Here is a 25,603-nt window from a genome sequence, read left to right on the forward strand (position 1 = left end):
GCCTCAGTCGCCGCTCCGCGGCCAGGCGCGCTGGATCATCCCGAAGAGGAAGGCGCCCGAAAGGGTGAACATCATGATCCCGTTCAGCGCCTCCAGCGCGCCCAGCACCTGCCGATGCGCCGGCAGCGTGACGTCCGTGTGGCCGAAGGAGGTCAGCGCGTTCAGCGAATAGACGATGGCCTCACGCGCGCCGGACAGCGCGCCGAGCCAGAGATAGGCCAGAGCCCAGACCTCCGCCTGGATGATGTGCAGGATGGTGGTGAGCGTCACCGTGATGCCCATCAGCGTGGCAAAGCCCAGGAGGTGCCCTGCCGCCCGGGCCGGTCCGGTTTCGTAGAAGCCGCCCAGCATCAGCCGGACCAGGCCGAGCCCCAGCACATGGATCACGACCGTGATCGCGAGGAGGGGCACGCCCCAGACCCAGGCATGCTCGAAGAAGCCGACCTCATGCAGGTTCATCCGCCCCGCGCCCGCCGCGCCACCGCGCGGGCCGGCGGCGCCGCCGCCACCCCACCCGCGGCACCCGCGATGGCGAGGATGGCCGGGTGCTGGCGCACCAGCTGCTCGCCATACTGCACCAGCGCGTCCACATCCGCGTCGGGGATGGTGAGGCCTGTCGGGATGGCTTCGAGCCGCGCGCGCCAGACCGGGTCGTCAATGCCCGAGAGCGCCACATGCACGAACTGGCCCTGCACATCGCCGCAGGCCCGCCCCGCGATGACGGGCGCGGTCTGGCAGCGCACCTCGCGAAAGGCGGTGGCGAGGTGTTGCGACATCTCGGCCGCGAGGCCCAGCGTCTCGAAGTTGTAGGCGTCGATCTCAGTGCCGGAGACGGCGTTCAGCACCTGGCCGATGCCGCTGACCACCCGCTGGCGGCCAAGCGAGCGGTCGGGTGCGGCCTCGCCATCCACGGAGAGGATCAGGATGCGCCGCGTCCGCAGCGCGATCTCGCGGAAGACCGGGCTGTTCTGCGTGGTGACGGTGATGGAATCGAGCAGGCCGCGGAGGGCCAGGTTGTCGGCGATGCCGCCATCCATCAGGTGGATCCAGCGTGTCTCCTCCACATTGGCGTAGCGGTCCGCCTGGCGGGCCAGCGCGGCACGGCGTGAGGCGACGGAGGCCGGCTCGGCCCAGGCATGCGGCGGCGTGTTGGGCGGCCGGCGGCCACCGCACTGCGCCGCGTGGTTCTGCAACGTGATCGGGCTGAACAGGATGGGAAAGCCGTTGCTGGCCGCCACCGCGCGCGCCACGGGAAAGCTGTTCAGGTCCGAGCAGAGCAGGCCGAAGAGGCCGTTGGTGAAGGGGAAGGTCGTCTCATTCACCACATCGGTCGCGTTGATCGAAACCATGGGCGCGCCCTGGCGCTGCAGGTCGGCGAAGGTGGCGCCGTGGAACATCAGCTGGTCATAGACGCGCGCCATGTAGTCATTGGTGCCGACCAGCGGGTTCACCAGCCAGTCCCAGTTCCAGGGCAGCAGGTAGGTACCCCAGATGTAGCTGTTGATGTCGCGCGTCAGGAAATCCTGCCGGAAGGTCTCGAAATGCCGGGCGCGGTGCAGGCCGTAATGCGCGGCGGGGAAGCTGCCGCCCGAGACGCCGGCCAGGTAGTCCACGTCATCCAGCAGCGTCCAGCCTTCCTCGCCCGGCGGACGCACCGGGATGGCGCGCAGGCCGCGCAGCGCGCCATGGCCGAAGGCGGAGGAGCGCTTGCCCCCGCCCGAGAAGGTGACGAAGACCAGCAGGTCGCTCCGCGCCGCGGGGCGTGCCGCCGTCGCCTGCTCCGTGAGCGTGCCGGCCAGGCCGTAATTCGCGGCGTAGTCGGGCTCGCCCGCCGCGTTCATGGGCAGCGGCTGGTTCATCGGCACGGTCAGGCTCTGGCAGCCCGCGAGCAGCCCGAGGCCGAGCAGCAGCCCCGCGAGGCGGCGGCGCATCACCGCCCGAGCCGCGCGACCATGCCGCCCTGCGCCACGCCCAGCACCATGCCCTCGCGCGGGGGCTGCAGGAGGATGAGGACGAGGTTGTCATTGCCGAGGCTCAGGCCTCCGGTGAGCGTGGCCGAGCCGCCGCCGGCATCCACGATGTTGTAGGTGCCGGGGAAGTCGGGCCCGCCGCGCGGCAGGCCATAGACCTGCCCGCGCAGATCCACCCGCGCACCGCCCCCCTGCACCGTGAGGCCGGTGACGGTGACGGGCAGGTTCTGGCCATTGGTCGTGAGGATGCCGCTCGCATCGGATTGGCCGCGGCGCAGCGTCAGGCGCAGCTGGCCGTCCACCGGCGTGCCGGGCGAGAGCGTGAAGAGCGAGCCGGGGGCGGCCACCATGTCCGGCGCCGGCGCGGGCTGCGGCGGCGGGCCGGCGCAGGCGGCGAGGGCGAGCGCGGCCAGCAGCCCTGGCAGGGCACGGCGGGGGGCGCGAAAGGTCATGGGGTTCTTCCTCGACGAGACGATCATGCGTGATGCATCCTGGGCGGCGGGCCCGGCGCTGTAAATCATCGCGGCGTGAGGGCGCCTCAGCCGGCGGCGTCGGCCGGCGGCGCGGAGGAGCGACGGGTCACGAGTTCGACCGGCAGCTCCACGCGCCGGGGATGCGCCTGCCGCCGCAGCCGCGCCAGCACAAGCTCCGCCGCCGCGGCGCCGATGCGCGCGGTCGGCACATGCACGGTGGTGAGCGGCGGCGAGAGATGCGCGGCCATCTCGAGATTGTCGATGCCGACCACCGAGAGCCGCTCCGGCACCGCGATCCCGCGCGACTGCGCCTCGACCAGGCAGCCGACGGCCAGCTGGTCAATGCCGCAGATGATGGCGGTCGGCGGCTCGGCCAGCGAGAGCAGCGCGGCGCAGCCGGTGCGGCCGCCGGCCAGGCTGAACTCCTGCTCCACCACGCGCCATTCGGGCAGTTCCAGCCCATGCGCGGCCACGGCATCACGCACGCCCTCGAGGCGCAGGCGCTGGCGGTCATTGTGACGCGTCAGGCCGCAGACGACGCCGAGGCGCGTGTGACCGAGGGCGATCAGGTGTTCCGCCGCGATGCGCCCGGCCTCCCGATTATCCACCACCACCGCGTCGAAGCCCGGCGCCTCGCACCAGGTGAGAACGACGGGAATCTCCGCTGCTTCCAGCAGCTCCCACGCCTCGGGCGGGCGCTGGGCGCCGACCAGGATCACACCCTCCACCCCGCGGGCCAGCAATCCGCGCAGCACGGCGAGTTCCGTCTCGGGCTGGTAGTCGGAGGAGGCGACGAGAAGGTGATGCCCCGCCCCGTTCAGCACCGCCTGCATGGATTGCAGCGCACGCGAGAAGATCGGGTTGTCCAGCGTGGGGACGATGGCGGCGACGCCGCTGCCCTGCGCCGCGCGTGGCGCCTCCAGCGCGCGTGGCCCGCCCAGGCGGAGGATCGCGGCGCGCACGCGGGCCAACGTCTCGGGGGCCACGATCTCCGGCTGCGCCAGGCTGCGCGAGGCGGTGGCGAGCGAGACGCCGGCCTCGGCCGCGATGTCCATGAGGCGCGGGCGGGGGCGCGGTTTCATGGCGTGATCCTGCCGGTTCTGAAAAATTTTTCAAGCATGAACTCAGCCATGGAGCGCGCATTGTGTTTGACTCTGCGCAAAGCCGGTGAAACCATCCTGAAAATTCTTTCGTGAAACCGCGAGAGTGGGAGGATGTCCTTGGCCGCAGGCGATGCCTTGCTGCGCCCATCGCGTGCCGTGCTGGTGGGTGCGGCCACGGTGCTCGCCGTGCTCGGCCTGTGGTGGCTCGCCACCTCCGGGCTGCGCCTGCTCAACCCGCTGCGCCTGCCCGCGCCTTCGGAGGTCTGGGCCGCCTTCCAGCAGATCAACGGCCGCGGCTATGCCGGCGCCACGCTGATCGAGCACGCGCTGCACAGCCTGGGCCTCGTCGCGCGCGGCTTTGCCGTCGCCGTCATCACCGGCGTGCCGCTCGGCCTGCTGATGGGCTGGAGCCGCCGGGCCGAGGCGCTGGTGAACCCGATCTTCCTGCTGCTGCGCCCCATCCCGGCGCTGGCCTGGATTCCGCTCGCCATCGTCTGGTTCGGCCTGGGCGATACGGGCAAGGTCTTCGTCATCTGGCTGACGGCCTTCGTGCCCTCCGTCATCAACGCCTTCACCGGCGTGCGTCAGGTGGACACCATCCTGATCGCCGCCGCGCGCACCCAGGGCGCCTCCACCGCGCAGGTGCTGCGCCATGTGGTGATCCCCGGGGCGATGCCGATGATCTTCACCGGGCTGCGCCTCTCGCTCCAGGCCTCCTGGACCACGCTGGTCGCGGCCGAGCTGGTGGGCGCCTTCTTCGGCCTGGGGCGCGTGCTGAACATCGCGGGGCAGGACATCTATCCGGGCATGATCCTGGTGGGCATGGCGGCCGTGGCCGTCTGCGGCGCGGGCACCACCTGGCTGCTGGGCCTGCTGGAGCGGCGCGTCCTCAACTGGCGGCCGGCGGTCTGATGGCCAAGCGCAACTTCCTCGGGCCGCATGGCACCGTGCTGGGCCTCGGCGAGTTCTGGCTGCTGACCATCGCGGGCTTCGCGCTCTTCTTCGGCGGCTGGAGCCTGCTCGCCTGGTCGGGCTGGCTGCCGCCCAACCTCCTGCCCTCGCCGCGCGCGGTGTGGGCCACGCTGGAGCGGCTCTGGAACAACCCCTTCGCCGGCCATGTCTATGCCGACCACATGCTGGCGAGCCTGGGCCGCTTCCTGATGGGCTGGGCCATCGCGGTCGCCATCGGCATCCCGCTTGGCCTGCTCATGGGCTGGTACAGGCTGCTGGACGAGATCGTGACCCCGCTCTTCGACAGTATCCGCTTCGTGGCGCCGCTCGCCTGGGTGCCGCTGGCGGCGCTGTGGTTCGGCACGGGCATCGGCGGGCCGCTGCTCATCATCTTCGTCGGCTCCTTCGCGCCCTGCGTCATCAGCGCCTATCGCGGCGCGCGCCTGGTCGAGGCGCGGCTGGTGGAAGCCGCGCAGACCATGGGCGCGAGTGGCCGGCAGGTGATCCAGCATGTGCTGGTGCCGGGGGCCATGCCCTCCATCATCTCGGGGCTGCGCGTCTCGGCGGGCCTCGGCTGGCAGTCGCTGGTGGGGTCCGAGCTGATCGTGGTGGGGGCGGGGCTCGGCTACCTCATGGTGCAGGGCCAGGGGAACCTCGCGACCGATGTGGTGATCGCGGGGATGATCGGGATCGGGGTGGTGGGCTTCGCCATCGATGTCGCGCTGCGCGGCGTCGAGGCTTGGTTCCGCAGGCGTTGGGGCCAATCGGCATGAGTGAGATCGTCTTCAAGGCGGTGACCAAGACCTTCCGCCTGCCCCGCGGCGGCGAATTCCTGGCGATCGACACGACGGACCTGCGCATCGAGGAGCGCGAATTCGTCGCCATCGTCGGCCCCTCGGGCTGCGGCAAGACGACGCTGATGCGCATGGCGGCCGGCCTCGAGTTTCCCTCGACCGGCTCCGTCGAGGTCGGCGGCAAGCCGGTGCGCGGCCCGGGGCCCGAGCGCGCGGTGGTGTTCCAGCAATTCGCGCTGATGCCCTGGAAGACGGTGCGCGAGAACATCGGCTTCGGCCTGATGTGCAAGGGCACGCCCAAAGCCGAGGCCGATGCCGCGATCCACCGCTACATCGAGCTGATGGGCCTCGCGGGGCACGAGGACAGCTTCCCGCACCAGCTCTCGGGCGGCATGCAGCAGCGCGTCGCCATCGCCCGCGCCTATGTGATGAACCCGGCCGCCCTGCTCATGGACGAGCCTTTCGGCGCGCTGGACGCGCAGACGCGCATCGTGATGCAGGAGGAGCTGGTGCGCCTCGCGCGCCGCAACCCGCGAACCGTGATCTTCATCACCCATGCGGTGGATGAGGCGATCTACCTGGCCGACCGCGTGGTGGTGATGGGCCGCAAGCCCGGCCGGATCATCGAGACGATCGACATCAAGCCGCTGCGCGCCGAAGGCGGCTGGGAGGAGATGCCGATCGAGGAGGTGATGGACACGCCGGCCTTCACCCACATGCGCAGCCGGATCTGGAAGCTGCTCAAGGCGCGCGAACAGGCCGCCGCCGATCACTGAACCCGAAGGAGGAGACCCATATGCTTCGCAGGACATTCACCGGCGGCCTCGTCGCGGCCGGGCTCGCCATCGCCGGCTTGCCGGCCATGGCGCAGCAGACAACGCGGCTCAACATCTCGATGCAGCCGGCGCTGTATTCCATGGTGCCGCTGCATCTCGCCACCGAGCAGGGCTGGTGGCGGCAGATGGGCATCGAGCCCAATTTCTCCTCCTTCCCTGCGGGTCCGCCGCAGATCGCCGCCGCCGCGGCCGGCACCTGGGATGTGGGCATCACCGGCTCCGCCCCCGGCGTGCTGGGGGCCGCGCGCTTCAACATCCGCACCATCGGCATCTCGAACGACGAGAGTGCGACCAACGTGCTCATGGCGCGCCGCGACCAGGTGGAGGCGATCCGCGCGAACCCCGCCAGCCTGCGCGGCCAGCGCGTGCTGATCACGGTGAACACCACGGTGGATTATGTGCTGCAGAACTGCCTGCGGCGCTGGAACATCCCGCGCAGTGACCTCCAGGTCGTGAACCTGAACCAGGCGCAGATCCTCTCCGCCTTCTCAACCGGCGAGGGACGCCTCGCGGGCCTCTGGGCGCCCAACATCTACACCGCGGAGGAGCGGATGAACGCCGTGCCGCTGTGCAGCGGCAGCGACGCGGACGCCATCGTTCCCGGCAACATCATCGTGCGTGAGGAGTTCCTGAACCGGAACCCGGAGATGGTCGCCCGCTACCTCGCGGTGATCCTGCGGGGCATCGCCTGGATGAAGGCCAATCCGGACCAGACCCTCCAGGTGATGAACCGCTTCTACCAGGCGGGCGGCGTCACTGTGACGGAGGCGGCCCTGCGTGCCGAAGTGGCACGGCGGCCGATCTTCGGGCTGGAGGAGCAGCTGCGCCTGATGTCTCGCGCCAATGGGCCTTCGCAGGCTGACCGCTGGTACCAGGGCCTGGGCGAGTTCCTGCAGCAGGTGGGCACGGTGCCGACCGCGCCGCCCACCTCGGCCTACCTGACGGATGCGGTGCTGCGCCGCATCGCCGACAACCCGCAGCTGCGCGCCTTCGCGCTGAACCAGTAACCGCACGGCGCGGGCTCCGGCCCGCGCCCCCCATTTTCAGGACACGCCCCATGGCCATCACCCATCTCAAGCGCGCGAGCCGCACGCCAGAGGACAGCACCGCCGAGGCGCGCGGCGTGGTCGAGACCATGCTGGCCGATATCGCGGCCGGCGGCGAGGCGGCGGTGCGCGCCCATGCCGCGCGCCTCGATGGCTGGACCGGCGAGATCATCGTGACCGGCGAGGAGATTGATCGCCGCCTCGCCGATATTCCGGCTGGCATCCGTGAGGACATCGATTTCGCCGTGGACCGCGTGCGCCGCTTCGCTGAGGCCCAGCGCGCCAGCGTGCAGGATTTCTCGGTCGAGCTCTCGCCGGGTGTCATCGTGGGGCAGAAGCTCGTGCCCATGCAGGTGGCCGGCTGCTACGTGCCGGCGGGCCGCTACGCGCATATCGCCTCCGCCTATATGTCGGTCGCCACGGCCAAGGCGGCGGGCGTGCCGACCGTCATCGCCTGCTCCGGCCCGCGGGGGGCCGAGGGCGTGCATCCCCTCGTGCTCTACGCCTTGCGGGCCGCGGGCGCGGACATCGTGATGACGCTGGGGGGTGTGCAGGCCATCGCCGCACTCGCCCATGGCCTCTTCACCGGCAAGCCCGCCGATATCGTGGTGGGACCGGGCAACAAATTCGTGGCGGAAGCCAAGCGCCAGCTCTACGGCAAGGTCGGCATCGACGTCTTCGCCGGGCCCTCGGAGGTCGCGGTGATCGCCGATGAGACGGCGGATCCCGAGATCGTCGCCGTGGACCTCGTGGCGCAGATGGAGCATGGGCATGAAAGCCCAGGCTGGCTCATCTCCACCGACCGCGCGCTGGCCGAGGCGGCGATGGCCCATATCCCGACGCTGATCGAGGCGCTGCCGCCCACGGCGCGCGACGCCGCCGGTGCCGCCTGGCGCGATTTCGGCGAAGTCGTGCTCTGCGACACGCGGGAGGAGGCGGTGCAGGTCTCCGACGCCTATTGCTGCGAGCATCTCCAGGTGCAGGCGCGCGACCTCGACTGGTGGCGGGAGAACCTCTCCAACTACGGCTCGCTCTTCCTCGGCGAGGAAACCACCGTCGCTTACGGGGACAAGGCGAGCGGACCCAACCACATCCTGCCCACCAAATCCGCCGGCCGCTATTCCGCCGGCCTCTCGGTGCACAAGTTCCTCAAGCCCCTCTCCTGGCAGAGCATGACGCGCGAGGGCTCGCGCGAGGTGGCGCTGGCCACCGCCCGCATCTCCCGTGCCGAGGGGATGGAGGCGCATGCGCGCTCGGCCGATATCCGCCTCGCGCGCTATTTCCCCGGCGCGAATTTCGACCTGGGCGAGCCGGTGAAGAGCTGATGCTGCGCCTGGACCGCGATCTCTCCTCGCCACCGCCCATCCCGGAGGAGGGAATCGCGGCCGTGGAGAGCGTGTTGCGCGCGGGCTGGCTGCACCGCTATGGCGAGACGAGGGGCGATGCCTCCGAGGCCTCGCTGCTCGAGGCGGAGTTCGCAGCGCTGCTCGGCACGAAATACGCGGTGGCGGTGAATTCCTGCGGCAGCGCCATGTTCCTGGCCCTGCTCTGCACCGGCGTGAAGCCGGGCGATCCTGTGCTGATGAACGCCTTCACCCTGGCGCCCGTCCCCGGCGCCGTGGCGCATGCGGGGGCAGAGCATGTGCTGGTGGAAGTCACGGCCGATCTGGTGATCGATCTCGACGACCTCGCCGCCAAGGCCGAGGCGTCCGGCGCGAAACACCTGCTGCTCTCCCACATGCGCGGCCACATCGCGGACATGCCGCGCCTCATGGCGCTCTGCGACCGGATGGGCATCACCGTCATCGAGGATTGCGCTCACACCATGGGCGCGGGCTGGGCGGGCCGGCCCACCGGCACCTTCGGCCGCGTCGGCTGCTTCAGCCTGCAGGCCTACAAGCATGTGAATGGCGGCGAGGGCGGGCTGCTCGCGACCGATGACGCGGAAGTGGCGGCCCGCGCCATCCTGCATTCGGGCAGCTACATGCTCTACGGCCAGCACCGCGCGCGGCCCGATGAGTCGGTGTTTGCCCGCTGGCGCGATGCCACGCCCAACTACTCGCTGCGCATGTCGAACCTCGTCGCCGCGGCCGCGCGGCCGCAACTGGCGCTCCTCGCCGAGCGCGCGCGGGTCTGGAACGACCGCTACGGGCGGCTGGCCGCGGCCCTCGCCTCCCTGCCCGGCCTGCGCCTGCCGCACCGCCCGCAGGAGGAGGAATTCGTGCAATCCTCCATCCAGTTCGCGGTGAGCGGGCTGGATGAGGCCGCCTTCGCGCGCTTCCTGGAACATTGCCGCGCGCGCGGCGTCTATCTGAAGTGGTTCGGCGCGCGCGAGGCCGTGGGCTACACCAGCGTCTCCGCCCATTGGCGCTACCTGCGTGACCCGCACACCCCACCCGGGACCGCCCGCGTCCTGGAACGCCTCTGCGACATGCGCATCCCGCTGACGCTCACAGAAGCGGAATGCGGCGTCATCGCCACCATCATCGGCGAAGAACTCGCTGCCGCGCGAAAGGCCTGACCATGCTGGACCTGCTGATCACGGGCGGCGCGGTCCTGGACGGCACCGGGGCGCCGGCCTATCGCGCCGACATCGGTGTGAAGGGCGGCCGTATCGCGGCCATCGGCCTCGACCTCGGCCATGCCGGTGAAACCCTGGACGCGACGGGCAGCGTCGTGGCGCCCGGCTTCATCGACATCCACACCCATAGCGACTTCACCCTGCTGGTGGATGGCCGCGCCGACAGCCAAGTGTGCCAGGGTGTCACGCTGGAGGTGATCGGCCAATGCGGCTTCTCCTGCGCGCCCTTCACCGGCGAGATGAAGCCCAGCCAGCTCATCGGCTTCCATGATGCGGGCGTGGAGGTGAACTGGCGCAGCTTCGGTGAATATCTGGATCGCCTGGACGCGCAGCCGCTCGGCGTGAATGTCGCCGCCATGGTGGGCCATGGCGCGATCCGCCAGGCCATCAAATGCGACAGCGTCTCCCCCACCACGCCCGATGAGATGAAGGCGATGGTCCGCCTCGCCGAACAGGCGTTCGAGGCGGGCGCCATCGGCTTCTCCACCGGCCTCGAATACTTCCCCGGCAATATCGCGCCGATGGAGGAGGTGGTGGAACTCTGCCAGTGCTGCGCGCGCCACAACCGCCTCTACGCCACGCATGTCCGCAACCGCGATGTGCATTACGACCTGGGCTTCACCGAGGCCGTGGCGACGGCCCGCCAATCCGGCGCGCGCCTGCAGATCTCCCACATCCAGCCGAAATACGGCGCGCCGCGGAACGCCATGGCCCACACGCTGGAACTGCTCGACCGCGCCCGGCGTGAGGATGTGGACGTCGCCTTCGACATCATCCCGCATGACTGGAACCACACCTCGGTCGTCTCCTCGCTCCCCGCCTGGGCGCGGGAGGGCGGGCCGCCCGGCCTTCTCGCCCGCCTGCGGGACCCCGCCCAGCGCGAGGCGATGAAGCACAACCCCCGCCCCATGTGGCGCCTCGTCGCGGAGCGGCGCTTCGAGGAGATCCTGCTGCTGCGCTCCGAGGCGCATCCGGAGCTGGTCGGCCTCTCCTTCAGCGAGATCGGCCGCCGCCGCAATACGGAGCCGATGGAGGCCGCGCTCGACCTGCTGGAGGCCGAGGGCGATGGGCTGAACAACGTGATGTGGACGTCGCGCGGCTTCGACGATGCCGATGTGCGCCTTTGCCTGGAACAGGCGGAATGCGCCGTGATGTCCGACACCAAGGCGCTGACGCCGCGCGGGCCGCTGGCCGAGACCATTGGCTCGCTCAGCGGCTATGGCTGGGTGGCGCGGCTGCTCGGCCATTACGTGCGCGAGGAGCGCGTGCTCACCCTGCCTGAGGCGGTGCGGCGCATCACCTCCCTGCCCGCCCAGCGCCTCGGCCTCACGGATCGTGGCCGGGTGCATGCGGGCGCGGTGGCCGATCTGGTCGTCTTCGACCCCGCCCGCGTGCGCGACGTGAGCAGCGTTCGCGAACCGCGCCGGCATCCCGAGGGGTTCCAGCATGTCGTCCTCGGCGGCGTCTGCACCCTGCGCGACGGCCGCCGCACCGAGGCCAGCCCCGGCCGCGTCATCCGCGCCCGATGAGAAGGATCAAGCCCATGTCGATCACTCGCCGCGCCGCGCTCATCACCGCAGCCGCCACCCCGGCCTGGGCGCAGGCACCTTCAGGCCCCACGCTGACCGTCGGCATCGGCGCGCCCGTCACCTCGATGGACCCGCATTTCTTCAACGCCTCCTTCAACAGCGCCATCGCCTCGCACGTCTTCGACCGGCTGACCGAGCGCACGGCCGATGCGCGGCTCGTCCCCGGCCTCGCCGAGAGCTGGCGCCTCGTCTCCGACACGATCTGGGAGTTCAAGCTGCGCGCGGGCGTCACGTGGCATGACGGCCGCCCCTTCACCGCGGATGACGTCGCCTTCACCATCGAGCGCGCGCCCAATGTCCCCAACGCGCCGGGCGGTTTCGCCATCTATCTGCGCGCCATCCAGCGCGTGGAGGTCGTGGACCCGCTGACGCTGCGCTTCCACACCGAGCGCCCACATCCCTCCATGCCGAGCGACATGTCCTTCATCGCCATCATCGCCCGCCACGCGGCGACCGGCGCGGCGACCGAGGATTTCAACAGCGGAAAGGCCACCATCGGGACCGGCCCCTACCGCTTCATCTCCTTCCGCGCGGGGGACCGTATCGAGCTCGTGCGCAACGAGGCCTATTGGCGCGGCGCCCAGCCCTGGGCGCGCGTCAGCACGCGCATGATCACCAATGACAGCGCGCGCCTCGCCGCCCTGCTGGCCGGCGATGTGGATGTGATCGACCAGGTGCCCTCCGCCGATCTCGGCCGCCTGCGGCGCGAGGCGCGGGTCAGCATCGCCGAGGCGCCGAGCCTGCGCCTGATCTTCCTGGCACCTGATTTCTCGCGGCTGGAGAACCCGGTCTTCGTCGCGGACCATGACGGCCGCCCGCTCGCCACCAACCCGCTGCGCGATGTGCGGGTGCGCCGCGCGCTCTCCATCGCCATTGACCGCGAGGCGCTGGCCACGCGCGTGATGGAGGGCACGGCGCGCCCGGCCGGGCAATGGCTGCCGCCCGGCATCTTCTCGCACAACCCCGCCGTGCCGCCGCCCGCCCACGACCCCGAGGCCGCGCGCCGCCTGCTGGCCGAGGCCGGCTTCCCGCAGGGCTTCCGCCTCACCCTGCACACGCCCAATGACCGCTACCCGAATGACAGCCGCACCTGCCAGGCCGTTGCCCAGATGTGGACGCGCATCGGCATCCGCACCGAGGTGGTGGCGATGCCCTGGGCCGCCTTCCCCGCGCGGGCGGCGCGGCAGGAATTCGCCATGCACCTGATCGGCTGGGGCTCCTCCGCCGCGGATTCCTTCGGCGCGCTGATGAGCGTGGTCGGCAGCTTCAGCCGCGAGCGGCGCCTCGGCACCTTCAACCACCACCGCTACAGCAACCCCGCGATGGATGCGCTGGTGGAGCGCGCCCTGACCACGACGGATGACGCGACGCGCGAGGCGATGCTGCGCGACGCGGTGCGCATGGCGGCGGACGACGTGGCGGTGATCCCGCTCTATAACCTCGTCAATGTCTGGGCCGTCCGCAGCGGGCTCAGGATGGAGGCGCGCATGGATGAGCGGACGCTCGCCATGGCGGTCCGCCCGTCGTGAACCGCGTCGCGCAGCTCTTTTCGCTGGAGGGCCGCACGGCCTTCGTCACCGGCGGCAATTCCGGCATCGGCCTCGCCATCGCGCGCGCTCTGGGCCAGGCCGGCGCACGGCTCATCCTCTCCGCCCGGCGCGAGGCGGAACTGGCCGAAGCCGTGGCGGAACTGGGCGCGGAGGGGATCGCCGCCGAGGCATTGCCGCTCGACCTCACGGCCACCGATTTCAGGGCGCTGACCGCATCGCCCGACATCCTGGTGAATGCGGCGGGCGTGAATCTGCGCGAGCCCTTCCAGCAGGTGACGGCCGAGGCCTTCGACCTGCATATGGCGCTGCATCTGCGCGCGCCCTTCCTGCTGACGCAGCGCTTCGCGCCCGGCATGGCGGCGCGCGGCTGGGGGCGGATCCTCAATATCGCCTCGCTGCAATCCTTCCGCGCCTTTCCCGACAGTGCCCCCTATGGGGCGGGCAAGGGCGGCATCGCGCAGCTCACCCGCGCCATCGCCGAGGCCTGGTCCCGCCAGGGGATCACCTGCAACGCCATCGCACCGGGCTTCTTCCCCACGCCGCTCACCGCCCCTGTCTTCAACGACACGGCCCGCGCCGCGGCCCTGGCCGAACGCACCTGCATCGGCCGCAACGGGCGGCTCGAGGATCTGCACGGCACCGCCGTCTTCCTCTGCTCCGACGCCAGCGCCTACGTCACGGGCCAGGTCCTGGCGGTGGATGGAGGATTCCTCGCCAAATGAAAGCCCTCCAATGAAAGCCTTGGTCCAGACCGCCCCCAACACCCTCGTCTATCGCGACGAGCCGCAACCCGAGCCGCGCGCGGGCGAGGCGCTGGTGCGGGTGGAGGCGGTGGGCATCTGCGGCTCCGACATGCACGCCATCCATGGCCATGATGCGCGCCGCCCCACGCCGATCATCCTGGGCCATGAGGCGGCGGGCCGCGTGCTGGACGGGCCGCTCGCCGGGCAACGCGTGGCCGTGAACCCGCTCTGGGTGCCGGCGGATTGCGCCTTCGCACGCGAAGGGCGCCCGCATCTCTCGCCGCGGCGCGAGATCCTCTCCATGCCGCCGCGCCCCGGCGCCTTCGCCGAATGGGTGCGCGCGCCCATCGAGAATCTCTGCGTCATTCCCGAGGCGATGCCCGCGCAGCACGCCGCACTCGCCGAGCCCATCGCCGTCGCCTATCACGCGGTGCATCACGGCGCGCGGCTGCTGGGCCGCCCACTGCCCGGCGCGCGCTGCCTGGTGCTGGGCGGGGGCGCCATCGGCCTCGCCTGCGCGCTGGTGCTGCGCCAGGCGGGCGCGGGCGAGGTCTGGCTGATCGAACCCAACCCGGCCCGGCGCGAGACGGCGCTGCGCGCGGGCATCGCACTCGCCCGCGCGCCGGAAGACGGGCCGGAGGATGGCAGCGCGGACCTCATCCTCGACGCGGTCGGCCATGCCGCCACCCGCGCCGCCGCCTGCCGCATCGCGCGGCCCGGCGGCGTCATCGTCCATGCCGGCCTGCTGCCGGGCGCGGATGGCCTCGACGTGCGGCGGATCACGCTGCAGGAGATCACCCTCACCGGCACCTATTGCTACACGCCCGCCGAATTCCGCACCGTGGTCGCGCTGCTCATCGGCGGCCGCTTCGGCGCGCTGGACTGGCTGGAGACGCGCCCCCTCGCCGAGGGTGCGGCGGCGGTCGCCGACATTGATGCCGGCCGCGTCGCGGCGGCGAAGCTGGTTCTCATCCCGTGACGGAGCCTTCCATGCGCAAGCCCAACATCATCCTCGTCATGGCCGACCAGCTCACCGCCGGCGTGCTGCCCGCCTATGGCAATGCGGTCGCGAAGACGCCGCACATCAATGCGCTCGCCGCGCGCGGCACGGTCTTCGGCAACACCTATTGCAATTTCCCGATCTGCGCGCCCTCGCGCGCCTCCATGCTGACGGGCCAGCGCGCCACCAGCATCGGGGCCTTCGACAATGGCGCGGATTTCCCCTCCTCCACGCCCACGCTCATGCATCACCTGCGCATGGAGGGGTATCGCACCATCCTCGCCGGCAAGATGCATTTCGTGGGGCCGGACCAGCTGCATGGCTATGAGGAGCGCATCACCACCGACATCTACCCCTCCGACTTCACCTGGACGCCCGACTGGTCCTCCAACCCGCCCGTCTCCGGCGCGCGGATGAGCCTGCTGGGCGTGGTGGAGGCCGGGCTCTGCACGCGCAGCCTGCAGCTCGACTATGACGAGGAGGTGGCCTTCGCCGCCAACCGCAAGCTGTTCGACCTGGCGCGCGACGAGGACAAGCGGCCCTTCTTCCTCACCGTCTCCTTCACGCATCCGCACAACCCCTTCGTCACCACGCAGGAATACTGGGACCGCTACGATCCGGCCGAGATCGACATGCCTGCGGTGGGCCCCATCCCCTTCGAGGAGCAGGATGGCCGCAGCCAGCGCCACTACCTGCTGACGCGCTGCGACGAGCACGACATCACGCCCGACCGGCTGCGCGACGCGCGCCACGCCTATTACGCGATGACGAGCTACATCGACGACAAGCTCGGCCAGCTCATGGCCACGCTGAAGGCGGCCGGCCTCGATGAGAACACCGTCGTGATCTTCACCGCCGATCACGGCGAGATGCTGGGCGAGCGCGGCATGTGGTTCAAGATGTGCCTCTTCGAGGGCTCGGTCCGCGTGCCGCTCATCATCGCCGGGCCCGGCTGGCCGGAGGGGGCGTCGCGCGAGGAGAACACCTCGCTGCTCGACCTCGCCCCCACCATCCTGGCCCAGGCGGCGGATGGCCCGCGCGCAACGGCCTTCGAGGGGCATGACCTGCAGCCGCTGGCGCATGGCACGGCCACCGACTGGCCCAGCGACGTACTCTGCGAATACACCGCCGAGGGCTGCGACGAACCCTGGTTCATGCTGCGCCGCGGCCATCGCAAGATGATCTGGAGCCGGACGCACGGGCCGCAGCTCTTCGACCTCGCGGCCGACCCGCATGAGGCGCGCGACCTCGCGAAGCTGCCCGGGCACGCCGAGGAGGTGGCCGCGATGATCGCGGCCATCCATGCCCACTGGGACGTGGCCTGCGTGGACCGGACCGCGCGCGAGAGCCAGGCGCGGCGGCACATGCTGCGCGAGGCGCTGGGCCATGGCCGCCGCCCGCCCTGGGACTGGCAGCCGCCCAGCGACGCCGCGAAGCAATATGTCCGCAGCGGGGACAGCCCGACGCTGACCAAGATCCGCTCGCGCCTGCCCTATCGCGCGCCGGTGCCGCCCGACCTCCCCCGCAAGAAGGAGGACAAGTCATGAGCCTGAACCGCCGCACGCTCATCCTCGCCGGCGCCGCGCTGGCCCCGGCCGTCAAGGCGGGTGCGCAAACCCTGCAGAACCGGCCGGTGCGCATCATCATCCCCTTCCCGCCCGGTGCGGCCATGGATGTGACGGCGCGCATGATCGTCACCCCGCTCTCCGAGGCACTGGGCCAGGCCGTGGTGATCGAGACGCGGCCCGGCGCCGGCTCCACCATCGGCACCGCCGCCGTCGCCACCGCCGCGCCGGATGGCCACACCATCCTCTTCACCTCGGCCGCGATCGCCTCGGCGCCGGCGGTCATGCCGAACCTCAGCTTCGATCCGCTGAAGGATTTCGCGCCGCTCAGCCTGCTCGGCCATGTGCCGCTGGTGCTGACCTCGGGGGCGCAGAACGAGATCACCAGCATGGCCGCGCTGCTGGCGGCGGCGCGCGCCAGGCCGGGCGCCATCACCTACGCCACGCCGGGCAATGGCACGCCGATCCATCTCGCGATGGAGCTGCTGCAGCGCGAGGCCGGCATCCGCCTGCTGCACGTGCCCTATCGCGGGACGCCGGTGCCCGATCTCATCGCCGGCCGGGTGGACCTGCATCTGGACAGCGCGCATGCCGCCATCGCCCGCGGCCGCCAGGGGCAGGTGCGGCTGCTCGGCATCTCCACCCCGCAGCGCCTGGCCGCCCTGCCGGAGCTGCCGGCCATCGCGGAGACGGTGCCGGGCTATGACGCGACCACCTGGTTCGCCTTCTTCGCCCCGGTGCGCGTGCCGCCGCCCGTCCTCGCGCAGCTCAGCGCCGCCCTGATGGAGGTCACCTCCCGCCCCGCCCTGCGCGCGGGGATGGCCGAGCAGGGGGTGCAGGTGCAGGCGACAGGGCCGGAGGCGCTCGGCCGGCTGCTGGCCGCCGATACGGAACGCCTCGGCGCGATCGCCCGCGCGGTGGGCGCCCGGCTGGACTGAGGCGCGCCTCACTCCGTCTCGGCCAGCGGCTCCTGCCCCACGCCGCGTGGCGTCGGGCGCGGCGGCACCCAGGGGCGGTCGCCGCGCCACGCCCGGTCCGAGACCACCCGCGGCGGGTCGAGCCACACCGCATGCGCGCCATCGCGCCAGACGGCGAAGCGATCCACCACCACGCTGCCCGGGCAATCGCCCCGCACCGGCTCGGGCGAGAGGATCACGGGCGCCGTGCCGCAGGCAGGATGCGGGCCGCGGCGGAAATCGGGCGCCGGGCGCTGGCCGCGCGGCGGGGGCGGTGGGCGCAGCAGCAGGATGGCGGGCGCGCCGGCATCGTCGCGCAGCAGGCAGGAGGCGGGCGTGCAGGCGATGCGCCCCGCGGCCAGCTCGCCCTCACCCGGCAAGGGTGTGGCGGCCTCGTCGCCCAGGCCGCGCAGCCAGGCCTCGCCGGTGAAGCGCGCGGCGCCGGGGCGACGCTCGAGAAACACCTCGCCCGCCACCTGGAAGGCGAAGAGCCGGCCATCCGATGCGGCGAGTGCCGCCGGCAGCTGCACGAAGCCCCAGGCCGCGAGGCCGAGCGCCATCGGCACCAAGCCCAGCAGCCGCCATCGCCGGCGCCAGAGGCAGAGCCAGCAGATGCCGAAGGCCAGCACCGCCAGCGCCGCGCCCGGCAAGGGTGCGACGGCCAGCGCCGCCCCGGGCCAGGCCGCGACCCAGCGCGCGACGGCGAGGATGCCGGCGATGCCCCAGCCCATGACCGCCAGCGCCGCGCCCTCCGCGCCGAACGGCATCAGCAGCAGCGCCGCCATCCCGGCGGGCATGACGAGGAAGCTCGTCAGCGGCACGGCCAGCGCATTGGCCGCGACGCCATAGACCTGCACCCGGCCGAAATGGTGCAGGCCGAAGGGCGTGGTGGCGAGGCCCGCGATCACCGAGGTCAGCACCGTGCCCGCCAAGAGCAGGAGGCCGCGCTGCCAGAGCGGGCGCGGCGCGCCGCCCCGCATCAGCCAGGGCCGTGCGGCCTCGAAACCCGCGATCAGCGCCAGCACGGCGGCGAAGCTCATCTGGAAGGAGGGGCCGAGAAGCGCGGCCGGCTGCACCAGCAGCACCACCAGCGCCGCGAAGGCCAGCACGCGCGGGCTCAGCGCGCGCCGCCCGGCCAGCAATGCCAGCGTGACCAGCGCCGCCATGGCGAAGCTGCGTTGCATGGGCACCTGGCTGCCCGTCAGCACCATGTAGAAGCCGCCCGCCACAAGTGCGGCCACAGCCGCCCAGGGCTTGGTGCCGAAGCGCAGCGCGAAGCCCGGCCAGAGCGCCAGCCCGCCCCGGACCACGGCGAAGACCAGCCCCATCACGATCGCGATGTGCAGCCCGGAGACGGAGAGCAGATGCGCCAGGCCGGAATCCCGCATGGCCTGCATCGCCTCGGGCGGGATGCCGCTCTGCCCGCCGGTCAGCAGCGCGGCCGCGATCGCGCCGTCCGGGCCCGGGAGTGCGGCCATCACCCGCGCCTCGATCCGCGCGCGCAAGCCCGAGAGCGGTGGCGCCGCGCCACCCTGCGCCGTGATCTCCAGCGGGCCCAGCGCGAAGCCCGAGCCGCCAAGCCCCTCGAAGAAGGCGGCGCGCTGGAAGTCCCACGCCCCGGGATAGGCCGGCGGCGCGGGCGGGCGCAGCAGGGCGCGCAGGCTCACCGCATCGCCGGGCTCCGGCCGCGCCGGGTCGTTGCCGCGCAGCCGGACACGGATCAGCCGGGCCGCGGGCGGCATCCCCTCGGCCCAGCGCGCGCCCGCCAGCGTCAGGCGCAGCCCGCCCGGCAGCGGGTCCACCTCCACAACCGTCCCGGTGAGCTGTACCGCGCCGCGCGGCAGTTCCAGCACCGGCGCGGCACGCCCCGCATGCCAGGCCGTGAGCGCGAAGCCCGCCGCCACCGCCGTCAGCAGAGCGAAGCCCCAGGCCAGCAGCGGCCGTGCGGCCCGGACCCACAGCGCCAGCGCACCCGGCACCAGCCCCGCCAGCCCCCACCAGAGCGGCGGCTCGAAGCGCCACGCGAAATAGAGCAGCACCCCCGCGCCCAGCGCCACCGGCAACCAGAGCGCGAGCCGCCCCACCTCGCCCTCCAGGCGGCGGATCACCCAGGGTTGAGTCGCGGCATCCATGCACAAGCAAGGGAGCACCACCCCTCACCCGCCGTCCAGCGCCGTGATATGAAGGGGCATGACCGTTCGCACCCGCTTCGCCCCCTCGCCCACCGGCTACCTGCACATCGGTGGCGCCCGCACCGCGCTCTTCAACGCGCTCTTCGCCCGCCGGCATGGCGGCGCCTACCTGCTGCGCATCGAGGACACGGACCGCGCCCGCAGCACGCAGGAGGCGGTGGACCAGATCCTCGAATCCCTCGCCTGGCTCGGCCTCTCGCCGGATGAGCCGCCCGTCTTCCAGTCGCAGCGCGAGGCCCGCCACGCCGAGGTCGCGCACCAGCTGCTCGCCGCCGGAAAGGCCTACCGCGCCTACGAAACCCCCGAGGAACTCGTCGCGATGCGCGAGCGCGCCCTCGCCGAGAAGCGCCCGCCCCGCTACGACGGCACCTGGCGCGACCGCGAGCCCGGCCCCGCGGAAGCCGGCAAGCCCTTCGCCATCCGCCTGAAGGCGCCGCGCGATGGTGAGACCATGGTGGAAGACCAAGTGCAGGGCACGGTCACCGTCGCGAACACCGAGCTGGATGACATGATCATCCTGCGCTCCGACGGCACGCCCACCTATCTGCACGCCGTGGTGGTGGACGACCACGACATGGGCATCACCCACGTCATCCGCGGCGATGACCACCTGACCAACACCTTCCGCCAATGCATGGTCTATGACGCGATGGGCTGGCACCGCCCGCGCTTCGGCCACATCCCGCTCATCCACGGGGCGGACGGCGCCAAGCTCAGCAAGCGGCACGGCGCCGTCTCCGTGCTCGATTTCCGCGACCAGGGCCTGCTGCCCGAGGCTGTCTGCAACTACCTGCTGCGCCTGGGCTGGGGCCATGGCGATGAGGAAATCATCCCCCGCGCCCGCGCCGAGCAGATCTTCGATCTCAAGGATGTCGGCCGCGCCGCCTCCCGCATGGATTACAAGAAGCTGGAGCATGTGAACGGCGTCTATCTGCGCCAGGCCGACCCCGCCGCGCTGCTGCCCGATGTGCTGCACCGCCTGCAGGCCCAGGGTGAGCTCTTCGGCACGGAGAAGATCGCCCGCCTGCAGATCCTGCTGCCCGCCTTGCAGGAGCGCGCGAAGAACCTGGCCGAACTCGCCGCCAGCGCCGCCTTCGCCGTGACCGACGGCGCGCCGGAGCCGGATGCGAAATCCGCGGCCCTGCTGACGGCCGACGCCAAGGCGCGGCTGGCCGACCTCGCCGAATTCCTTTCCGCCGCGCCCTGGGAAAAGGCCGACCTGGAACATTGGCTGCGCGACTATGCCGATGTGAAAGGCATCAAGCTCAAGGACGTGGCCCAGCCGCTGCGCGTGGCGCTGACCGGCAGCACCATGTCTCCGCCGATCGACGTGACCCTGTTTGCCCTGGGGCGGGACGAGGCGCTGGCGCGGATTCTGGCCGCGGCCGCCTAAGGGGCTCCGCCCCTTGGACGCCGCCGGGGAGCCACGGGCTCCCCGGACCCCTGCGGCAACGTCACATCCCCGCCGTCAGCGTGAACAGCTTCCCCACCGCCGCCGGCACCACGCGCTCCCCCATCGCACGCTCCAGCGCGTTCACCGCGCGCCAGCCGGTGCAATGCGCCGGGATCACCAGCGGCAGGTCGAAGCCCGCGATGTCGGCCACCGTCTCGGGGATGATCTTCTCGTTCTCGCCCGAGAGGTGGAAGCCGCCCATCACCGCGAACAGATTCTCCCCCGGAAAGGCGGCGCGGGCCGCATGCAGGACGTTCACGACACCCGCATGCGAGCAGGCCGAGAACACCACGATGCCCTTGCCCGCCAACCGCACCGCGAGGAAGCGTTCATCCATCAGCGCCTCATCCGCGACCCAGGGCGCGCCCTCCGCATCCCGCGCCACCTGGCCGGGCAGGCCGCGCTCATAGGGTGTGACGCGCGGGATCTCGGCGCTGACGTAGAACAGGTCATCCAGCGCCAGACGCGCCTCGGCCGTCACCACGGGCTCCGCCCCCATTTCCGCCCATTGGGCAGGGGTCGGGATGTAGTCCATCGGCAGCACGCCGCCATCGCCCTGGCGCATCCCCCGCTCGCGGAACATGCCGGGATGCAGGTAGAGCGGCACGCGCCGCCCCGGTGTCGCCGCCTGGATCATCGCCAGGGCCTGGGGCAGCCCGCCCGCATGGTCCCAATGGCCGTGGCTCAGCATCGCGGCGTCAATGCCCGCGAAATCCACGCCCAGCCGCTCCGTGTTGCGCGCGAAGGTCATGTCCACCGGCCCGCCATCGAACAGCATGGTCCGCGCCCCGCCCGGCCCATGCGCCGTGACCAGCAGCGAGAGCCCATGGCTCGCGCAGCACAGCGCGCCGCCCGTGGTCCGCTTCATCCCCCGGCGGAGGAGTTGCTGCGTCTCCCGCGTCACGAAGCGCGGCGTGCTGGAGAGCATGTCCAGCACATTGTCCACCAGCACCTGGATCTCGATCCGCTCGGCAGCCACCAGCGCCATGGCGCGTTCCCCCCTGTTTTCACCAGCTTGAACCTGGCGCGCCGCGCGCGTCCATCCCGCCAAAGCTTGACGTTGCTTCATTCCGGGCGCATTCAGCGGCCCACCAGCGCCGGGGGTTGCCCGCGGCGCATCCCCATGCGCCCCGGACAGAGCCCACCAAAGGAATCTGATGTCGAAAGAGGATATGATCGAGTTCAGCGGCCAGGTCGTTGAACTTCTGCCCAACGCGATGTTCCGCGTGAAGCTGGACAATGAGCACATGGTGCTTGCCCACACCTCGGGGAAGATGCGCAAGAACCGCATCCGCGTCCTCGCGGGGGACCGGGTGAATGTCGAGATGACGCCCTATGACCTGACCAAGGGCCGCATCACCTTCCGCTTCAAGTAAGCCGGCTCCCATCGTGACGAATCCAGGCGAGCGGCCACCGCTGGTCCTCGCTTCCGCCAGCCCGCGCCGGATCGAGCTGCTGGCGCGCATCGGCATCGTGCCCGATCGCGTGGCCCCCACCGACATTGATGAGACGCCCAGACGCGCCGAGCTGCCACGCCAACTGGCGCTCCGCCTCGCCCGCGCCAAGGCCGAGGCGGCGGATGCGCCCGGCGCGCTTGTCCTGGCGGCCGACACGGTGGTGGGCCTGGGCCGCCGCATCCTGGGCAAGCCCGCCGATGCCGCCGAGGCGCGGCGCTTCCTCGAACTTCTCTCCGGCCGGCGGCACCAGGTTCATACGGGCGTCGCGCTGCGCCACGCCGATGGCCGCGTGACGCACCGGCTGGTCAGCACCATCCTCGCCTTCCAGCGCCTGACCGACCAGCAGATGGAGGCTTACGTCGAATCCGGCGAATGGCGGGGCAAGGCGGGCGGCTATGCCATCCAGGGGGCGGCCGAGATGTTCGTCCGCTTCCTCTCGGGCAGCCATTCCAACGTGGTGGGCCTGCCGCTCTTCGAGACGGCGCAGCTTCTCCGCGGCTGCGGCTGGCTCAGGCCGTGATGCAGATCCGCCTCTCCCGCTCGCCCGGCGAGCGGCGGGTGGCGCTGCTGCGCGATGGCGCGCTCCTCGCCTATCGCTGCGAACGCCCCGCCCGCCCCGATGGCGTGGGCGACATCCTGCGCGGACGAATCGCGGCCGCCATGCCGGCGCTGGCCGGCGCCTTCGTGGCCCTGCCGGAGGGGGAGAACGGCTTCCTCCCCGAAAGCGAGTGCGAGGGCCGCAAGCTCCCGCCCGAGGGCACGATCCTGACCTTGCGCGTTACCCGCGCCGGCCAGGGCGGCAAGGGCCCGCGCCTTTCCGCCCGCACGCCACAATCGCCCGGCGCCCTGGCCCTGATCGCCCGCGGCCCCGACGCCGCGCTCCGCTGGGCCGCCAGCCACCCCGAGGCACGCATCGTGACCGACGAGCCCGGCGAAGCCGCGCGGCTGCGCGGGGCGCTCGGCGCGACGCGCGTGCTGCTTCACCCCGAGGCCTTCGATTCCGGGCTGGAAGACGAGGTGGCCCGCCTCGCCGAACCGGTTTGGGATCTGGCCGGGGGCGGCCGCCTGATCTTCTCTCCCCTGCCTGCGCTCACCGCCGTGGATGTGGATTCCGGCGGCGCCGACCCGCGCGAGGTGAATCGCCGGGCCATCGCCGAATTCGCACGCCAGCTTCGCCTGCGCGACCTCGCCGGCCCCATCCTGCTCGACCTCGCCGGCCTCTCGGTGAAGCAGCGCGCGGCACTCGAACCGGATCTGCGCAGCGCCTGCGGCCCGGATGGGCTGACGCAATGTCTCGGCCTCGGCCCGCTCGGCCTGTTCGAGCTGCGCCGCGCCCGCATCCATCCGCCGCTGCACGAGGTGCTGGCCGACCGTGCCCTGGCCGCCGGCCTCGCCTTGCTGCGCCAGGCCATGCGCGAATCGGCCGCGAGCCCGGGCCAACGCCTGGCCCTGGAGGCGCCGCCCGCCATTCTCGCCGCGCTGGAAGCCCTGCCCGGGGCGCTCGCCGAATTCACCGAACGCGCCGGCCACCCGCTGGCGCTGCGCCCCGCCCCCACCCCCGGGATCGCCCATGCCTGATTGCCCGATCTGCCGCCGCCCCGTCCCGCCCCGCGTGCCGGGCCAGAAAGGCCCGCAGCCCTTCTGCTCCGAGCGCTGCCGCCAGGTGGATCTCGGCCGCTGGCTGACGGAAAGCTACACGGTCCCCGCCGTCGACCCCGAGGATCAGGAAGAAGAACGCTGACCCCGGCTGGACAGGCCCCGCCCGCTTCGCTATCACCCGCCCACCAAGCGCGCCCGGGTAGCTCAGTTGGTAGAGCATGCGACTGAAAATCGCAGTGTCGGTGGTTCGATTCCGCCCCCGGGCACCATCCCCCCTCGCGCGAGGCCGTGCATGATCGCCCGCCGGACCGCCCTCGCCCTCCTCGCCGCAGCACCCGCCGCCCGCGCTCAGGACACCATCGCCATCGCCCGGCAGATGGCCCCCACCGGCACGCTGCGCGCGGTGATCAATGTCGGCAATCCGCTCTTCGCCAACCGCCGCCCGCGCGAGACGGACCCCTATGGGCTGGGCGTGGACCTGGTGCGTGAACTCGCCAGCCGCCTTGCCTTGCCCGTCGAGCTGATCGTGGTCGCCTCGGCCGCGCGGACCATCGAACTCCTCCGCGGCGAGGAGGGGGATGTCGGCTTCTTCGCGGTGGATGCCACGCGCGGCCAGGGCGTGGAGCTGACGCCGCCCTTCCTCGAGGTCGAGGGCACCTTCCTGGTGCGCGAGCATTCGCCCATCACCGAGAATGACCAGGTGGACCAGCGCGGCATCCGCATCGCCGTGGGGTTCAACAGCGTCTACGACATCTTCCTCCGCCGCGAGATCCGCGACGCGACGCTGGTGCGCGTCGCCACCTCGCCGCGCGTGGTGGAGGAGTTCCTGCGCCAGAACATCGATGTCGCGGCCGGGGTGCGCCAGCAGCTGGAGGCCGATTCGCTCCGCTTCGGTGGCCTGCGCCTGCTGCCCGGCCGCTTCCACGCCGTGCCCTATGCCATGGGCCTGGCCGGGGGCCGTGATCCGGCGGCGCTGGCCTGGCTGCGCGCCTTCATCGCGGAGATGACGCGCTCGGGCTTCATCGCGCAGTCCATGGCGCGGCACGGCGTACGCCTCGCCACGGTCGTGCAGCCGGGCTGAGCCGCCCTTGCGCCAGATCATAACACAGCGCCATCCCGCCCCGCGATAACATGGCCTCCGGACCACAAGGAGGAACCGCCATGTCCGACAGCATTCTCGCCAGCCGCCGCGCCGGGCTGGAGGAGGCCTTCTTCGCCCGCCACAATGAGGCGCTGCGCCAGCGCATGCTCCAGGCCGATGCGGAGAAGTTCCGCCGCGAGGCGCTGATGGCCGCCACCGGCATCGTGGATGAGGCGGTGATCGCCCGCCTCATGGCGCTGCAGATCGGCACGGGCACGCTGGCCGCCCTCACCCTCGTGCCCATGGTGCTGGTCGCCTGGGCGGATGGGGCGATCTCCACCGAGGAACGCCGTGCCGTGCTCGCCGGCGCGCAGCAGGCCGGGCTGCAGCAGGGCGGCCCCGCGCTGGAGCTGCTGGAGGCCTGGCTGCACAGCCGCCCCGCCCCCGAGCTCTTCCAGGCCTGGAAGGACTATGTGGCGGCGCTGACCCGGACGCTGCCGCCGGAGGAACGCCGCTCGCTGGAGGCCAGCGTGCTGGCCCAGGCGCACAAGGTGGCGGCGGCGACGGGCAGCTTCCTCGGCCTCACCTCGCCCATCTCGGAGCGCGAGAACACGCTGCTGCGCGAACTGGCGCACAGCTTTCACACGACCGGCTGAGGCCGGGC

At 71.7% G+C, this 25,603-nt stretch carries 25 protein-coding genes and 1 tRNA gene; 20 read left to right on the plus strand and 6 right to left on the minus strand.

The window, feature by feature from the left end; genetic code table 11:
* Positions 1-3: 3 nt before the first annotated feature.
* The 4 genes from ACQ860_RS05085 to ACQ860_RS05100 form a co-directional block, all read right to left on the minus strand.
* Positions 4-459, minus strand: a complete 456-nt coding sequence (locus ACQ860_RS05085; RefSeq protein WP_431302329.1) for a hypothetical protein — start codon at positions 457-459, stop codon at positions 4-6.
* Complete coding sequence (locus tag ACQ860_RS05090; protein ID WP_431302330.1) at positions 456-1,931, minus strand: patatin-like phospholipase family protein; 1,476 nt, start codon at positions 1,929-1,931, stop codon at positions 456-458. The genes ACQ860_RS05085 and ACQ860_RS05090 overlap by 4 nt, the downstream gene beginning before the upstream one ends.
* Positions 1,931-2,422, minus strand: coding sequence for a hypothetical protein (locus tag ACQ860_RS05095; RefSeq protein WP_431302331.1), 492 nt, complete (start codon positions 2,420-2,422; stop codon positions 1,931-1,933). Before ACQ860_RS05095 ends, ACQ860_RS05090 begins: the two co-directional genes overlap by 1 nt.
* Before the next feature lie 86 nt (positions 2,423-2,508).
* The gene (locus ACQ860_RS05100) at positions 2,509-3,525 is read right to left on the minus strand and encodes a substrate-binding domain-containing protein (protein WP_431302332.1); all 1,017 of its coding nucleotides are present in this window, start codon (positions 3,523-3,525) and stop codon (positions 2,509-2,511) included.
* A 132-nt stretch (positions 3,526-3,657) separates the two neighbouring features.
* On the opposite strand from ACQ860_RS05100, the gene ACQ860_RS05105 reads away from it, so the two are divergent.
* The 12 genes from ACQ860_RS05105 to ACQ860_RS05160 are packed head-to-tail and all read left to right on the plus strand — an operon-like array spanning position 3,658 to position 17,139.
* Positions 3,658-4,458, plus strand: a complete 801-nt coding sequence (locus tag ACQ860_RS05105) for an ABC transporter permease (RefSeq protein ID WP_431302333.1) — start codon at positions 3,658-3,660, stop codon at positions 4,456-4,458.
* Positions 4,458-5,270 (plus strand): ABC transporter permease, encoded by an 813-nt coding sequence (locus tag ACQ860_RS05110; protein ID WP_431302334.1) that lies wholly within the window; start codon positions 4,458-4,460, stop codon positions 5,268-5,270. Before ACQ860_RS05105 ends, ACQ860_RS05110 begins: the two co-directional genes overlap by 1 nt.
* Positions 5,267-6,067 (plus strand): ABC transporter ATP-binding protein, encoded by an 801-nt coding sequence (locus ACQ860_RS05115; RefSeq protein WP_431302335.1) that lies wholly within the window; start codon positions 5,267-5,269, stop codon positions 6,065-6,067. The genes ACQ860_RS05110 and ACQ860_RS05115 overlap by 4 nt, the downstream gene beginning before the upstream one ends.
* A gap of 20 nt (positions 6,068-6,087) precedes the next feature.
* Positions 6,088-7,134, plus strand: a complete 1,047-nt coding sequence (locus tag ACQ860_RS05120) for an ABC transporter substrate-binding protein (RefSeq protein ID WP_431302336.1) — start codon at positions 6,088-6,090, stop codon at positions 7,132-7,134.
* Between the two features lie 50 nt (positions 7,135-7,184).
* Positions 7,185-8,498, plus strand: coding sequence for a histidinol dehydrogenase (gene hisD / locus ACQ860_RS05125; protein WP_431302337.1), 1,314 nt, complete (start codon positions 7,185-7,187; stop codon positions 8,496-8,498).
* Positions 8,498-9,694: a DegT/DnrJ/EryC1/StrS family aminotransferase gene (locus ACQ860_RS05130; RefSeq protein ID WP_431302338.1), complete on the plus strand. Its 1,197-nt coding sequence runs from the start codon at positions 8,498-8,500 to the stop codon at positions 9,692-9,694. Before hisD ends, ACQ860_RS05130 begins: the two co-directional genes overlap by 1 nt.
* Before the next feature lie 2 nt (positions 9,695-9,696).
* Positions 9,697-11,283 (plus strand): N-acyl-D-amino-acid deacylase family protein, encoded by a 1,587-nt coding sequence (locus ACQ860_RS05135; RefSeq protein WP_431302339.1) that lies wholly within the window; start codon positions 9,697-9,699, stop codon positions 11,281-11,283.
* Between the two features lie 14 nt (positions 11,284-11,297).
* A complete protein-coding gene (locus ACQ860_RS05140; RefSeq protein WP_431302340.1) occupies positions 11,298-12,872 on the plus strand; it encodes an ABC transporter substrate-binding protein in 1,575 nt (524 codons plus the stop codon).
* Positions 12,869-13,615 (plus strand): SDR family NAD(P)-dependent oxidoreductase, encoded by a 747-nt coding sequence (locus ACQ860_RS05145; protein WP_431302341.1) that lies wholly within the window; start codon positions 12,869-12,871, stop codon positions 13,613-13,615. Before ACQ860_RS05140 ends, ACQ860_RS05145 begins: the two co-directional genes overlap by 4 nt.
* A gap of 10 nt (positions 13,616-13,625) precedes the next feature.
* Positions 13,626-14,615 (plus strand): zinc-dependent alcohol dehydrogenase, encoded by a 990-nt coding sequence (locus ACQ860_RS05150; protein WP_431302342.1) that lies wholly within the window; start codon positions 13,626-13,628, stop codon positions 14,613-14,615.
* An 11-nt stretch (positions 14,616-14,626) separates the two neighbouring features.
* On the plus strand, positions 14,627-16,183 hold the full coding sequence (betC, locus tag ACQ860_RS05155) for a choline-sulfatase (protein WP_431302343.1): 1,557 nt from the start codon (positions 14,627-14,629) through the stop codon (positions 16,181-16,183).
* A complete protein-coding gene (locus ACQ860_RS05160) occupies positions 16,180-17,139 on the plus strand; it encodes a Bug family tripartite tricarboxylate transporter substrate binding protein (RefSeq protein ID WP_431302344.1) in 960 nt (319 codons plus the stop codon). The genes betC and ACQ860_RS05160 overlap by 4 nt, the downstream gene beginning before the upstream one ends.
* An 8-nt stretch (positions 17,140-17,147) precedes the next feature.
* Here ACQ860_RS05160 and ACQ860_RS05165 read toward each other — a convergent pair whose 3' ends face one another.
* Positions 17,148-19,289, minus strand: a complete 2,142-nt coding sequence (locus ACQ860_RS05165; protein WP_431302345.1) for a ComEC/Rec2 family competence protein — start codon at positions 19,287-19,289, stop codon at positions 17,148-17,150.
* Positions 19,290-19,347: 58 nt separating this feature from the next.
* On the opposite strand from ACQ860_RS05165, the gene gltX reads away from it, so the two are divergent.
* A complete protein-coding gene (gltX, locus tag ACQ860_RS05170) occupies positions 19,348-20,742 on the plus strand; it encodes a glutamate--tRNA ligase (RefSeq protein WP_431302346.1) in 1,395 nt (464 codons plus the stop codon).
* Between the two features lie 61 nt (positions 20,743-20,803).
* On the opposite strand, the gene ACQ860_RS05175 is transcribed toward gltX, so the two are convergent.
* Positions 20,804-21,790 (minus strand): MBL fold metallo-hydrolase, encoded by a 987-nt coding sequence (locus ACQ860_RS05175; protein WP_431302347.1) that lies wholly within the window; start codon positions 21,788-21,790, stop codon positions 20,804-20,806.
* A gap of 169 nt (positions 21,791-21,959) precedes the next feature.
* On the opposite strand from ACQ860_RS05175, the gene infA reads away from it, so the two are divergent.
* From infA to ACQ860_RS05210, 7 genes are all read left to right on the plus strand, one after another.
* On the plus strand, positions 21,960-22,178 hold the full coding sequence (gene infA, locus ACQ860_RS05180) for a translation initiation factor IF-1 (RefSeq protein WP_007003972.1): 219 nt from the start codon (positions 21,960-21,962) through the stop codon (positions 22,176-22,178).
* 13 nt (positions 22,179-22,191) lie between these two features.
* A complete protein-coding gene (locus ACQ860_RS05185; RefSeq protein ID WP_431302348.1) occupies positions 22,192-22,779 on the plus strand; it encodes a Maf family protein in 588 nt (195 codons plus the stop codon).
* A complete protein-coding gene (locus ACQ860_RS05190) occupies positions 22,779-23,837 on the plus strand; it encodes a ribonuclease E/G (RefSeq protein ID WP_431305723.1) in 1,059 nt (352 codons plus the stop codon). The genes ACQ860_RS05185 and ACQ860_RS05190 overlap by 1 nt, the downstream gene beginning before the upstream one ends.
* Positions 23,830-24,000: a DNA gyrase inhibitor YacG gene (locus ACQ860_RS05195; RefSeq protein ID WP_431302349.1), complete on the plus strand. Its 171-nt coding sequence runs from the start codon at positions 23,830-23,832 to the stop codon at positions 23,998-24,000. The genes ACQ860_RS05190 and ACQ860_RS05195 overlap by 8 nt, the downstream gene beginning before the upstream one ends.
* A 51-nt stretch (positions 24,001-24,051) precedes the next feature.
* Positions 24,052-24,127, plus strand: a tRNA-Phe gene (locus ACQ860_RS05200).
* A gap of 23 nt (positions 24,128-24,150) precedes the next feature.
* Complete coding sequence (locus ACQ860_RS05205) at positions 24,151-24,939, plus strand: transporter substrate-binding domain-containing protein (RefSeq protein ID WP_431302350.1); 789 nt, start codon at positions 24,151-24,153, stop codon at positions 24,937-24,939.
* An 80-nt stretch (positions 24,940-25,019) separates the two neighbouring features.
* The gene (locus ACQ860_RS05210; protein ID WP_431302351.1) at positions 25,020-25,595 is read left to right on the plus strand and encodes a hypothetical protein; all 576 of its coding nucleotides are present in this window, start codon (positions 25,020-25,022) and stop codon (positions 25,593-25,595) included.
* Positions 25,596-25,603: the final 8 nt, after the last annotated feature.

Source organism: Sediminicoccus sp. BL-A-41-H5, from assembly GCF_050632405.1.
In the GTDB taxonomy this organism is placed as follows: domain Bacteria; phylum Pseudomonadota; class Alphaproteobacteria; order Acetobacterales; family Acetobacteraceae; genus Roseococcus.